The 12,711-nt window shown below is 73.0% G+C and carries 11 protein-coding genes; 5 read left to right on the top strand and 6 right to left on the bottom strand.

All coding sequences use genetic code 11. The features are described from left to right. Positions 1 to 16: 16 nt before the first annotated feature. On the bottom strand, positions 17 to 1,057 hold the full coding sequence (locus DLJ59_RS33955) for an App1 family protein (protein ID WP_124778201.1): 1,041 nt from the start codon (positions 1,055 to 1,057) through the stop codon (positions 17 to 19). Positions 1,058 to 1,202: 145 nt separating this feature from the next. Between DLJ59_RS33955 and DLJ59_RS33950 the strand changes: the two genes are divergently transcribed. The 4 genes from DLJ59_RS33950 (at position 1,203) to DLJ59_RS33935 (ending at position 5,548) form a co-directional block, all read left to right on the top strand. After that, positions 1,203 to 2,819, top strand: a complete 1,617-nt coding sequence (locus tag DLJ59_RS33950; protein ID WP_124778200.1) for an ArnT family glycosyltransferase — start codon at positions 1,203 to 1,205, stop codon at positions 2,817 to 2,819. 64 nt (positions 2,820 to 2,883) lie between these two features. Further along, positions 2,884 to 3,681 (top strand): peroxide stress protein YaaA, encoded by a 798-nt coding sequence (gene yaaA / locus DLJ59_RS33945; protein ID WP_124778199.1) that lies wholly within the window; start codon positions 2,884 to 2,886, stop codon positions 3,679 to 3,681. Positions 3,682 to 3,788: 107 nt separating this feature from the next. Beyond that, entirely contained in the window at positions 3,789 to 4,529 is a 741-nt protein-coding gene (locus DLJ59_RS33940; protein WP_244236377.1) for a hypothetical protein, read from the top strand. Between the two features lie 62 nt (positions 4,530 to 4,591). Beyond that, positions 4,592 to 5,548: a TAXI family TRAP transporter solute-binding subunit gene (locus DLJ59_RS33935; RefSeq protein WP_124778209.1), complete on the top strand. Its 957-nt coding sequence runs from the start codon at positions 4,592 to 4,594 to the stop codon at positions 5,546 to 5,548. A gap of 9 nt (positions 5,549 to 5,557) precedes the next feature. Here the strand turns inward: DLJ59_RS33935 and DLJ59_RS33930 are convergent, their stop codons facing one another. The 3 genes from DLJ59_RS33930 to DLJ59_RS33920 all read right to left on the bottom strand — a co-directional run bounded on the left by DLJ59_RS33930 (position 5,558) and on the right by DLJ59_RS33920 (position 8,062). Beyond that, positions 5,558 to 6,988: a sensor histidine kinase gene (locus DLJ59_RS33930; protein WP_124778198.1), complete on the bottom strand. Its 1,431-nt coding sequence runs from the start codon at positions 6,986 to 6,988 to the stop codon at positions 5,558 to 5,560. A 9-nt stretch (positions 6,989 to 6,997) separates the two neighbouring features. Next, positions 6,998 to 7,654, bottom strand: coding sequence for a response regulator transcription factor (locus tag DLJ59_RS33925; RefSeq protein WP_124778197.1), 657 nt, complete (start codon positions 7,652 to 7,654; stop codon positions 6,998 to 7,000). Between the two features lie 96 nt (positions 7,655 to 7,750). Then, a complete protein-coding gene (locus DLJ59_RS33920) occupies positions 7,751 to 8,062 on the bottom strand; it encodes a hypothetical protein (protein ID WP_124778196.1) in 312 nt (103 codons plus the stop codon). Positions 8,063 to 8,175: 113 nt separating this feature from the next. Here DLJ59_RS33920 and DLJ59_RS33915 point away from each other — a divergent pair, with 113 nt between their 5' ends. Continuing rightward, on the top strand, positions 8,176 to 8,514 hold the full coding sequence (locus DLJ59_RS33915; RefSeq protein ID WP_124778195.1) for a DUF952 domain-containing protein: 339 nt from the start codon (positions 8,176 to 8,178) through the stop codon (positions 8,512 to 8,514). A 66-nt stretch (positions 8,515 to 8,580) separates the two neighbouring features. Here the strand turns inward: DLJ59_RS33915 and DLJ59_RS33910 are convergent, their stop codons facing one another. Then, a complete protein-coding gene (locus DLJ59_RS33910) occupies positions 8,581 to 10,338 on the bottom strand; it encodes a CDP-glycerol glycerophosphotransferase family protein (RefSeq protein WP_208648930.1) in 1,758 nt (585 codons plus the stop codon). Between the two features lie 224 nt (positions 10,339 to 10,562). Next, the gene (locus tag DLJ59_RS33905) at positions 10,563 to 12,671 is read right to left on the bottom strand and encodes a DUF6077 domain-containing protein (RefSeq protein WP_124778194.1); all 2,109 of its coding nucleotides are present in this window, start codon (positions 12,669 to 12,671) and stop codon (positions 10,563 to 10,565) included. Positions 12,672 to 12,711: the final 40 nt, after the last annotated feature.

Here is a 12,711-nt window from a genome sequence, read left to right as displayed (position 1 = left end):
CTCCGACAGCGCCCGATCAGACCAGGCCGGCGTCGCGCAGCAGTTGCCACAGGCCCGCGCCGTCCGGGGCGGAGAGCCACTTCTGCCCCACCGGCCCCGACGACGGGCGACCGGCCGGGGCGGGCAGGGTGCCGGCCAGCACCGACTGGGTCGGGGAGAGTCGGCGGATCGCCACCCCGGCGACGTTCTCCGGGTGGGCGGCGGCGAACTCCCGGTAGATCTCCTGGTCGTGCTGGCCGTCGTCGCCGACCAGCAGCCAGCGCACGTCGGGGAACTCCCGGGCCAGCCGGGCCAGGGTGACCCGCTTGTGTTCCATGCCGCTGCGGAACCAGCGGTCGGCGGTCGGGCCCCAGTCGGTGAGCAGCAGCGGCCCGGCCGGGTAGAGGTGCCGGGACAGGAAGCGGGTCAACGTGGGCGCCACGTTCCACGCGCCGGTGGAGAGGTAGAAGACCGGGGCGCCGGGGTGCGCGGTGACCAGCCGCTCGTAGAGCACCGCCATGCCGGGCACGGCGTTGCGCGCGTGCTCGTCGAGCACGAACGTGTTCCAGGCGGCGAGCAGCGGTCGGGGCAGCGCGGTCACCATCACCGTGTCGTCGATGTCGGAGATGATGCCGAACCTGACGTCCGGGTCGAGGATGCGCACCGGCGCGTCGACCGGGTCGGCGTCCGGAACGCTGAGCCGGACCGTGCCCCACCCGGGCGGCAGGTCGGCCTCGACCAGCGTGTCGACGAACCCACTGCGGTCGGCCCGCGTCTCGTGGCACACCCCGCCGGCCTCGATGGTCACCGTGACGTGCTTCGCGGGCAGCGTGGTGAAGCTCCGCCAGCCGCGAACCTTGTCCAGTCGACCCCGCTGGCGGGTGTCCGGACGACCCAGCAGCACCCGGCACATCACCCGCACCCAACCCGGCGCGCCATAACCGGTGTACGCGACGATGTTGATCCGCCAGCCGGTGCGCCGCAGCCGACGCTCGACGAGCTGGTGCACGGCGTCCTCGATCCGCGCGGCCCGGTGCAGGTTCGGAACGGCCAGCTGGCCGGCGGGAGTGGGTGGCACGCGCCAACCCTGCCACACGTCGACAGCCACGGCCACGCGAGCCGACCGCCGCACCGAGCCAGCCGGCACCGGCTGCGCCGATCCACCTCGGCGGCCCGACCAGACGTGAAACACTCTGGTCGGGACGACGACGGGGGCGTTGGTCGTGTCGCATCCAGAGCAGCACCGCGGGCGATGGCGTCCGCGACTCGACCGGCCGGCGCTCGTCGCGCTGCTGTTCGGGCTCGCCGGTGTCGTCTACCGGCTGGTCCTGACGTTGTTCACAGTGCCGGTGTCGAACAGCGACGAGGCGACCTTCGGCCTCGCCGCGCTGCACATCGCCCAGGGCCGGGAACGCCCGATCTTCCTCTACGGCCAGCACTACATGGGGGTTCTGGAGTCGTACCTGGCCGCTCCCCTGGTGGCGGTCGCCGGGCCGAGCTGGCCGGTGCTGCGGCTGCCGATGCTCGCGCTGTACGCGGTCTTCCTCTACCTGATCCACCGGTTGACCCGCCGGCTCTGCACACCGTGGTTCGCCGCGTTCGTGGTGGGTCTGCTCGCGCTCGGGTCGGAACGGGTGGTGCGCGACCAGCTCACCGTCGTCGGTGGGCGGCCGGAGGTGAAACCGGCGGTGCTGCTGATGCTGCTGATCACCGTGGGGTTGGCCGCCCGCACGCTGCACCGTCGACGGCTCGCGATCGGCCTGTTCGGGCTGCTTGTCGGGGTGTCCGTCTGGTCGGACTGGCTGATCCTGCCGTACCTCGCGGTGGCCGGGCTGGCCCTGCTCTGGGCGCTACGGCGGGAGCTGCTCGGCTGGTCCGGCCTGCTGCTGGTGGCGGGGGTGATCGTCGGCGTGGCCCCGATGATCGTCGACAACCTCCGGGCCGGGCCGGGTGAGGACTCACTGTCGGTGTTCCGGGAGGTCAGCACCAAGGCCGGGCCGCAGCCGCAGTGGTTCGACCGGATCCGCGGCGGCCTGCTGGAGGGGGTGCCGCTGGCGCACGGGCTCTGCCCGGTGGACGGCTGCGGACGCTGGCAACAGTGGTTCGGCGTGCTGTACCCGGTGCTGTTGGTGGCCGGCGCGGCACTCGCGGTGCTCGCGTACCGCCGGGCGGCCGGACCGCGCGGGGAGCGGGTCGGGCCGGTCGTGCAGCTCGCGCTGATCGCCGGCGCGGCGTTGACACTGCTGTCGTACGTGCGCAGCCCGCTCGCCGCGACCAGCCCGCTGGACAACGCCCGCTACCTGTCGGTGCTGCAACTGTCGCTGCCGGCGGTGCTCTGGCCGCTCTGGGTGGCGGCGCTGACCGCCTGGCGGGGCACCAGCAGCGTGCTGGGACGACTCACCGGCGCGCTCTCCGCCGCCGTGCTGGCCGCGCTGACCGTGACCACGCTGGTGGTCACCGTGCTCTTCGCGGCCACCGGCACCGCGGCGTCACGGACCGAGGAGCGCCAGGCCCGCGAGTTGGCCGCCGCGCTGCGCGCCGACGGACCCCACGAGGTGTACGGGGACTACTGGACCTGCAACCGGTTGATCTTCAACACGGATGAATCGGTGATCTGTGCGGTGCTCGACGGGGACCTGTCCCCCGGGCAGAACCGCTACCGGCCGTACTGGCGGCAGGTGGGGCGGGCCGAGCGGCCGGGCTACGTGGTCGAGATCGACTCGCCGATGGACCGGCGGCTGCGCGCGCTGCTCGCCGACCGGGCCGACGAGGCGCCGGTGCGGGAGGTCGGCGGCTATCGCGTGTACCACCCCGACACCCCGGTGCGGCCCTGGCGGTAGGGGCTGGTCGTACGCTGGCCGGGCCGGCGCGTGGGGCGCCGCCGTTTCGCCGTCGAGGAGACCCATGCTCATCCTGCTGCCGCCCTCGGAGGGGAAGGCCGACGCCGGCACCGGACGGCGCTGGGCCCCGGACCGGCTGTCGCTGCCCGAGCTGAACCCGGCCCGGGAGCGGGTGCTGGACGCACTGGTGGCGTTGAGCGCCGGGCCGGACGAGGAGACCGCGCGGGCGGCGCTCGGCCTCAGCGAGGGCCAACGGGGCGAGCTGCGGCGCAACGCCCGACTGCGGGAGGCCGCCACCGCGCCGGCCGAGCGGCTCTACACCGGGGTGCTCTACGAGGCGCTGGACCTGGCCTCCCTGCCGGCGGCGGCGCAGCGGGCGGCCCGCCGGTCGATCCTGATCAGCTCCGGGCTGTGGGGCGTGGTCCGGCTGGCCGACCGGATCCCGCCGTACCGCTGCCCGATCGGCGCTCGCCTGCCCGACGTCGGGGCGCTGTCGACGTACTGGCGCAGGGAGCTGACGCCGGCGATGGACGGGGCCGCCGGGCGCGGCCCGGTGCTGGACCTGCGCTCCGGCGCGTACGCGGCCACCTGGACGCCGCGCGGGGAGCTGGCCGAGCGCACTGTCACCGTGCGGGTTCTGCACGAGCGGGAGGTCGACGGGGTGCCGGTCCGTTCGGTGGTCAGCCACTTCAACAAGGCCACCAAGGGGCGGCTGGTCCGGGACCTCCTCGTCGCCGGAGCCCGGCCGCGCACCGCAGCAGAGCTGGTGGGCACCCTGCGGGAGTTGAAGCACAACGTGCTGGAGCAGAGCACCGCCGCGGGCCGGGTGCGGCAGGTGGATCTGGTGGTTACCGACCTGTAGCGGGCGCGGCAGCCGCAAGATTTGCTCAAGGCTGGGCCGGATCGGTTCCCTAACGGCGTGGCAGAAGCCACGGTAGGGCAACCAAGACTCCGACAAGGGAGCCTCCGTTGACCCGCGAACCCGCTCTGCTCGACCGGCCCCACCCCTCGACGCCCCCCTCCCCGCTGGACTGTCTGACCCTGGGCGACGCGTTCGAGGCTGCCTGCCTGCAACGTTGCACACCGCCACCGACCGCCGCCCGACCGAGCGCGGTACGGGCCGAGCACGCCCCCGGGGTGGAGTTCAACCGGGAGGACGCCGCGCAGCGGATGCGGCAACTGCTCGCCCGGCTGGACATCCCGGTCACCCACGAGGTGGCCGTCGGCGGCCTGCGCCGCCGCTACGAGCTGCACCGACTGTGGGTGCCCCGGGAGCACCAGGGCGCGTACACCCGGCTGTTGGACGCGGGCTGGTGGCAGGGGCGGCGCGAGCTGCTCACCGGGCCACTGCCCGGCGCCTCGCCGGCCCGCCGACGGTTGGTGACCCGGCTGGCGGAGGCGGCCTGGCGCTCGGCGCTGCTGGCCGCCGGGCGGCACGTCCGCCGGCACATCCTCGGTGTCCGACTCACCGACCGGGAGCTGGCCGCCGTGCTGATCCGGGGTGCGGCAGTGCTCGACGTGCCGGCCCGGCTCCGCCCCGGCACCGGCTGCTTCCTGGTCAGCGTGGCCGACGGCCCGGACCGGCAGCGGATCCTGCGCAGCGCGGCGTTGGAGCCGGCGCGCAACCCGCTGGCCGCACCCGCGCGCGGGGTGAACCCGGCGTCGGTGCGGGGTCCGGTCAGGGTGCCCGCAGGCCGCGCCGCTTGCTGACCGGCGCCGACCGTCCGGACGTGGCCGACCAGGGCTTGCGCGCACCGGTCCGACGGCGCACAGTGCTCCGCGTGAGTCGTACCTCGTCCAGCCGCGCCGGCCTGGTCGCCCTGTCGACGGTGCTGCTGATCGCGAACCTGGCCATTGCCAGCTGCCGGGACACCCCGACCCAGCCGACGACGATCCGGATCGCCACCGGCAGCCCCACCGCTGTCTACTACGCGTTCGGGCAGTCCCTGGCGGCCATCCTCAACCGGGAACTGCCCGACGTACGGGCGAGCGTGGTGATCACCGCCGCCTCGGCGGAGAACGTCCAACTCGTCGGCTCCGGCGGGGCCGAGCTGGGCTTCACCCAGGCCGACGTGCTGCCCACCAGCACGACGGGAAGCTCCAAGGTCGACGCCATCGCCCGGGTGTACGACGACCAACTGCACCTGGTCACCACGAGCGGCGGCCCGGTCCGCACGGTCGCCGACCTGCGCGGCCGGCGAGTCTCCGTGGGGGCGCCCGGCTCAGGCACCGAGATCACCGCGATCCGGCTGCTGGAGGTGGCCCGCCTCGGTGGCGACGAGGTGCGCCGCGAACGGCTCAGTCTGGACGACTCGGTGACGGCGCTGCGGTCCGGGCGGATCGACGCGTTCTTCTTCTCCGGCGGATTGCCGGTCCGGGGCATCGAGAAGTTGGCCGAGGCCAGCGCCGTCCGGATCGTGGACCTCAGCGAGTGGACCGAGCCGCTGCGCTCGCGCTACGGCCAGGTCTACGTCTCGCGCGACATCCCCCGCTCCGTGTACGGGGTGGACGCGGTGACCACGGTGGCCAACCCGAACTACCTGATCGTCCGGGCCGGCCTGCCGGAGCCGTTGGTCCGTGAGGTGACCCGGCTGCTGATGGACCGCCGCGCCGAACTGGCCGCCGCCCATCCGGCGGCGGGACGGATGAGCCCCCGCTCGGCGATCGTCACCGCACCGCTGTCGCTGCACCCGGGCGCCGCCGCCTGGTACCGCGCCACCAAACCGTGACGGCCGGGCTCAGCGCGCCGGGCTGGGCCGTAGATCGGCGGCCGGTTCCTCCTCCGCCGGCTCCACCGAGAGGGCCGGCGCCGGAAACCACAGGGCGGCGATCAGCCCCCGCGACTCCCCCGGGCGCATGGTGAGCCGCCCGTCCGAGGCGTCGACCAGCACAGCGGCGATGGTCAGGCCGAGCCCCGCGCCGTCCACGTTCTGCGCGTCCGGGGCCCGCCAGAACCGCTCGGTCGCCTGACCGAGCTGACTCTCGGTCATGCCGGGGCCGGAGTCGCGCACCTCCAACGCCACGCCGTCGTCGCGGCGGGCCACCGTCACCGTCACCGCCCCGCCCGCCCCGCTGAACTTCACCGCGTTGTCGATGAGCGCGTCCAACGCCTGGTCGACGGCGGTCGGCACGGTCTGGGCGTACGCCGGGCCGTCGGTCGTGGCCAGCCGCAACGCGACCGACCGGTGCCGGGCCAGCGGCGCCCACGCGGCCACCCGGGAGGCGGCCACCGCGGCGGCGTCCACGGTGACCCGCTCGTTCTCCTCCCGTTCGGCCCTGGCGAGGGTGAGCAGCGCGTCGAGCACCAACGCGAGCCGGTCGGTCTCCTCCAGGGCCAGCCGGTGCTCCGACCGACCGTCCGGGTCGGTGAGGCTGGGCCCCAACTCCTCCACCCGCAGCCGCAGCGCGGTGAGCGGGTTGCGCAGTTGGTGGCTGGCGTGCGCGACGAAGGCGCGCTGCCGGTCCATCACGTCGGAGACCACGTCGGCCATGTGGTTGAAGCTGGCCGCGAGGCGGCGCAACTCCGGCGGCCCCAGCCGGTGCTGCACCCGGGCACCCCGGTCGCCCTCGGCGATCTCGTGGGTGACCGCGTCCAGTTCGGTGACCGGGCGCAGCACCCAACCGGCCAGCCCGAACGCGGTGAGCACACAGGCCAGCACGGCGAGCAGACCGGCCAGGGTGAGCAGCAGCCACCAGGCAACGACAACTCGGCGGATCGGGTCGGCCGGGGTCACGATCACCACAGCGCCGAGCACCTCGCCACCGTCGTTGATCGGCACCGCCACCACCACCGGGTCGGTCGTCCAGGGCCAGACCGATTCCGGGGCGCTGGACTGCTGCCCGGACAGCGCGACGTCCAACACCGTGGCGGTTCCCGGGCTCGACTGCCACCTCGGCGACGAGACCGGGATTTTCCGGTCCCGGTCGACGATCGCGGCGCCGATCGCGTACAGGTCGTCGTAGCTGGCCAACTCCGACTCGACCGGGCCGGGCCCGCCGTCGCGCAACGCCGGCCCGGCCAGCGAGGCGAACCGGGTGGCGTCGGCGAGCCGGTCGGCACGGACCCGCTCGGTCTCACGACTGGCCATGGTGGCGGCCAGTGGGGTCTCCAACGCGATGAGGACGAGGACCATCAGCAGCAGATAGCTGATCACCAGGCGGCGGCGCACGTCAGCTCCTCACGCGACGCGCAGCCGGTAACCGACGCCGCGCACGGTCTCCACCAGGCGGGCGTCGCCGAGCTTGCCGCGCAGCGACCCGACGTGCACCTCAACGGTGTGCCGGTCGGCCCAGGTGGTGCCCCAGGCGTCGAGCAGGATCCGATCGCGGGGCACCGCCACCCCCGGCTGGCGGGCCAGCGAGAGGAGCACGTCGAACTCCTTGCGGGTCAACGTCACGGCACGGCCTTCGACGGTCACCGTCCGCGCGGCCACATCGATACGCACCGACCCGGCCTCGATGAGGTGCCGCTCGGGCGCGGCGTTCGCGGCGCGGCGCAGCACCGCCTCGATCCGGGCCTGCAACTCCACCATCGAGAACGGCTTGACCACGTAGTCGTCCGCACCGAGGCGCAGACCCAGCACCCGGTCACGTTCCTCACCCCGGGCGGTCACCGCGATGATGCCGAGTTGGCTGCTGCGCCGACGCAACTCCCGGCACAGGTCGGTGCCGTCCCCGTCGGGCAGGGTCAGGTCGAGCAGCACCAGGTCGCACGGGGCGGCGGAGAGCGCGGCGGCGACGGTGGCCGCGTGCTCGACCTCGTACCCCCGGCGGGTGAGAGCGGAGAACAGCGCGGCGGCCACCCGGCGGTCGTCCTCCACCAGCAGGATGCGCACCCGTGCCCCCGTCTGTCGCAGCGCTGTTCTGCGAATGGTGGCAGAAGCGCGCGCGGACCGGGAGACCGCCCGCCCGCGCGGGCGGGCTACCGGCCGCTACAGGCCGAAGACGTCGTCGGCGGTGGCGTCCCGGACGCCGTCGGTGAACCCGCGGAAACCCGGGTCCTCGTGGCTGGCCGGCACGCTGGTGACGGTGACCCCGCTGGCCTGGGTGACAGCGTCGACCAGCGGCGGGTAGTCGATCTCGGCGTCTCCGAAGGCGTCGTCGTCCGCCTCGGCCAGGTTGATCACGTGCTGTACGTCGTCGGACGGAGTGTCCGGGTCCTCGGCCCACTCGCCGCCGGCCCGGTAGCACTCGTCGTACAGCGCACGCTGGCTGTCGGTCCAGTCATCGTCGTAGCTCTGCATCGCCCATCCCTCCGCGGCCTCTGACCTGAGCATGCCCGGCGGGAGGCGACGGGCGCGGCGGTACCGGCGAAAACCGGGCGAGCGCGCCGACGCCGGGCCCGTACGCTGCTGTGGTGATCTACAAACTGCTGCCGAGCACGGAATGGGACGACGCCCTCGCCGCCGGCGCCTTCACCGGCTCCGCCGTGGACCGGCAGGACGGTTTCATCCACCTCTCCGCCGGCGACCAGGTGGTGGAGACGGCGCGGCGGCACTTCGCCGGCGCTACCGGATTGACCCTGCTCAGCGTCGACGAGGAGCAACTGGGCGACGCGCTGCGGTGGGAGCCGTCGCGCGGCGGTCAACTCTTCCCGCACGTCTACGGCCCACTGCCGGTCACCGCGGTGGTGGCGGCGCGGGTGTTGCCGGCGGACCTTCCGGCCGCCGACGCGGTGGCCGCCCTGCTGAGCTGAACCGGACGCGGGCTGAACCGGACGCGCCCGACCCGACGGGTGTCGGGCCGGGCGCGCGATGCCAGATCAGCGGCAGAGCCGGTCGATCTCCTCCTGGAAGCGGTCCATCGGGTTCGCCTCGGCGGGGCCGAGCAGGTAGGTCTTCAGCTCCCGGCGGGCCTCGGTCATCGGGTCGTCACCGGCCCGGGTGACCGTCACGATCTTCTCCAGCTCACCGCAGTCCTTGGAGAGCAGGTACGCGGCCCGAGCCGTCGGGTACTCGCGGCGGAAGTCGTCCTCGGACAGGCCGGCCGGGTTGGCCACCACGTACGGCCGCTGGCTCTGCACGAAGTCGGACACCACACTGGACACGTCGCTGATCAGCAGGTCGGTCTGGTTGAAGCAGTCGAACAGCGCCGGCGTGCGGCCGGTGACCACCAGGTGCGCGGTGCCGTCCAGCGAGGACGCGTCCGGGTCGCCGCCGGCAGCCCGGATCGCCGTGACGACCCGCTCGTGCACGGCCTTGGCCGCCTTCGACCGCGAACCGGTCAGCGGGTGCGGCTTGTAGATCAGGCGAACCCGGGGGTTCGTGGCGAGCAGCCCCTTGACGATCCGCTCACCCATCAGCACCAGCGAGGTGTGGTACGGGTCGTCGTCGAGCCAACCCTCCCAGGTCGGCGCGTAGAGCACTGTGAACGGCCGGTCCACCGACTCGGCGCCGAAGGTGTGCACCCCGGCGAGCTGCGGCCGGCCGATCTCGACGATGTCCGCGTCGAGCACGCCCACACCGGCCCGCGCGTAACGCTCCCGGCCGGCCAGACCGGCGACCCAGACCTCGTCGTACACCTTGCTGTAGGGGTTGACGCTGGCCTGCTTGTCACTGTCGCCATGCCCGACGAAGACGTGCTTCGTACCCGGCTCGCGGAGCATGTGGATGTTCGCGCCGACGTTGGCGCAGTAGAGCGCCGCGCGGACGCCGCCGAGGTCGAGGTTCATGAAGTCGACCCCGGCCGGTACGCAGATCACCGGCAGCCGGGTGTCGGCCAACTCCAGGAACGCCTCCCGGCTGCGCATCAGCACCACCGCGCGCTGCTGCAGCGCCTCGGCCGGGGCGAGCCACATGTTCGCCTGGTAGACGTCCTTGGCCGGGCCGGCGAAGTACAGCGCCACCTCCGGCCGATAGCTGTCCAGCCAACGCTGGACCGCCGGCAGCAGCGGGCCCTGCCCCGCGCCCCGACCCCGCAGCCAGGTCAGCGCGATGATGGCGCCCACCAGACCGGTCGCCACGACCGCCACAGCGCCGGCCACGAAGAACGGCGTCGGGTCGTGCTGCACCGCGGCTGCCACGCCGGCCGGCACCAGCAGCAGGTTGAGCAGCGGCATCCGGTCACCGGCGACCGCCGCCGCCCAGGCGGGCGGCTGGGGGGCGCTGGACAGTGGACCCAGCTCGATGTTGCGCACCATGGCGGAGATCGGGTTACGACGCTCGATCATGGTGGAGAACGCGCCGGCGAAGACCGACACGACCCACACCACGGCCGGCAGCACGAGCAGCAGGGTCAGCTCGCCGCCGCTGAGCCGCACCTCGGCGGCGACCAGCAGCACCGCGGCGAGGTCCCGGGTCAGCTGTCGGTACGACCAGTGCAGGCCCACCTTCTCCAACAGCACCTGCGACTGCGGTGACCAGCGGGCGACGGCGAACTCGCCGATGATGGCGGCCAATCCGGCGACGGCGAACAGGCCGATCCAGCCGAATGCGCCGCCGACGAGCATGACCAGGTAGGCCAGTACCAGTAGCGCACTCTGGGCGGCCACTCCGAGGCGTCCTGTCAACGTGCCGAACAAACGAGTTCGCTCCCTACGAGATTTCGTTGCGGGCGGTGCCCGTGATGGACCGACGTCACTCCCCCGTCGCGCAGCGGCTCAGTCGCGGCTGCGTGTGACTGCGACCTTAACGCGAGGGGACAGCTCGGTGTCGCTCGGGTATCCGGCATCATTTCGGGCAAAGTTCCGGGCCGGGACGCGCCCGACCCCAGCGCGGGGTCGGGCGTCCGGTGCGGGCAGAGCGCTCAGTCGGCCCGCCGGAAGCAGGTCATCGCGCCGGGCGAACTGCGCGTGGCGAACTCCTGGTAGCCCAGCTCCGGCACGGTGTCGCGGGCGTACCGGTTGCCGTTGTAGACGCAGATGGTGCCCACGTCCAGGCGGTCCAGTGCCGGCGCCAGCTCGGCCGGCGCCGGGCTGGTGGTGCCGTCCGCGAACTCGGCGAGCAACATTCGGTCCTTGGCGAACTGAGAGTTGAGGTCGTATTCGACGAGGTAGAACTCGCGGGGCAGGACGACCCGGACCTCGCTGGTGATGATCGGCACGGTGCGCATGACCGTCTGAGGGGCGAGCAGCAGACCCTGCGGGCGGTCCAGGCCCTTGATCCAGAATGCGATCGACTGACGATGCGGCAGGAGCTTCCAGGTCGGGCTGGTGCGCACCTCGACCCAGCTCTTCGACGACCACACCGGGGTGGCGAACAGCGCGAACGAGGCGACCAACAGCACCGCGATCCCACCGGACGCCGCCCGGCGCAGCGCCGCGGTCGGTGCCGGCACACGCACGGTGCAGAGCAGACCGATCAGCGTCGGCAGGGCGAGCAGCCACGGCACGCGCCAGAGCACCACCGAGACGCCGCTCAACGCGCTCAGCACCTCCAGCACGCCGGGCACGAACATCACGCTCAACGCCAGGGTGGCACCGGCCGCGAGCAGCGCGGGCGTGCGCCGTCGGGCGAGCAACGCACCGCACCACAGCGCGAGACCGCTGATCACCCCGACCACGCCGAACAGCAGGGTCCGCCGGTAGGTGTGCGCCGCGTCGAAGAAGGTGTCGTCCGCGCCGGTCGCGGTCATCACGCCGAGCGCCAGGCGGGAGACCACCAGCGACCCGATCGGGTACGCGAGGGCGGCGACCGCCGCGACGATGGCCGCCTTCCAGCGGCCGACCAGCATCATGGCGAAGCCGGCGGCGCCGACAAGCATCGGCAGGATGATCGCCGCGGTGTTGGTGAGCCCGATCGCGGTGATCGAGAGCGCAACGATGAGCACCAGGCTGCGCCGCGACCGGGTGTCGAACCACTCGGTCAGGTAGAGCCACATCAGCGGGATGACCGCCGAGACGAACACGCCCTTGCCCTCGTGCAACCGGAGCACGTGGAACGTGCCCAGCGCGGCATCGCCGCCGGCGACGAGGTACAGGTACGCGATCGCCACGGTGAAGGCGAGCAACGGACGGCGTGGGGCCCACCGGTGCGTCAGCCGCCACAGCGCCAGCGCCGCGAACACCGCCATGATCGGCAGCAGCACGTACCAGAGGGCCGAGCTGGCGTGGATACCGACCACATTGGCGAACGCGCCGTCGAAGACCTCGATCGACGGAATGGGCGGCTGCGAGCCCATGGCCGGCAGCACGTTCTCGGAGAAGAGGAAGTCGTTGAGCGGGATCAGGTCACGCTCGGCGATCCACACCGACTTGCCGACGTAGTAGACGTCGTCAGGTGTGTTGCGGGACATGAAGAACGAGGAGATGCCGACCAGGACCGAGATGACAAGCGCGTACGCCGACTGCGCCGTGGTGGGCGCCGGGGCGGCCGGGGTGGACACCGGGCCGCGCAGCCAGGCCTGGCGAACCAGCAGGAGCCCGCCGACGGCCGCGAGCAGACCGGCCACGGCCGGGATCCACCAGGAGAGGTTGATGCGGGTGCCGGCCGCACCGGCGGAGACGGCGGCCACAGCGGCGGCGCCCAGAACCCCGATCAGCAGGCGACGGTCGGCGGCGGGCGGCGCGCTGACCGGATCCTCCTGACCGGTCGGGGTGCTGTCGGTCGGGGTGCCGGCGGCGCGACGACGGCGGGCGCGCAGCACGGCGACGACCGCGAGCACCACGCAGGCCAGCAGCCAGATCCGGAAGGTCACCGACGGACGCAGGTCCCCCAGGAAGGCCAGGTGGTAGAGCACTGTGAAGAGCGCGAACGCGATCACGGCGCCATCGGTGAGCACCACCGGGGCGACGGCCACCAGCGCGCGCACCCGGGAGAGCCCCACCCGAGCGGTGGCGGGCCGGGATGCCTGCCCGGTCCCGGACGTCGGATCCGGTTCGGCGGGCGCTACGGCGATGCTGTCGACGTTGGCCACGGTCGTCCTTACTCGTCAGACGGATGAGGGGCCTCGGCAC

This window comes from Micromonospora inaquosa, assembly GCF_003857055.1.
GTDB classification, from domain to species: Bacteria; Actinomycetota; Actinomycetes; order Mycobacteriales; family Micromonosporaceae; genus Micromonospora; species Micromonospora inaquosa.
Note: the sequence above shows the minus strand (reverse complement) of the source record. Positions and strands in the feature narration are given on the sequence as shown.

What these genes read in the sequence shown, in the direction of transcription:
- yaaA (WP_124778199.1), top strand. Translation starts at nt 2,884, where the DNA reads ATGCTCATCCTGCTGCCGCCCTCGGAGGGGAAGGCCGACGCCGGCACC.
- DLJ59_RS33920 (WP_124778196.1), bottom strand. Translation starts at nt 8,062, where the DNA reads ATGCAGAGCTACGACGATGACTGGACCGACAGCCAGCGTGCGCTGTAC.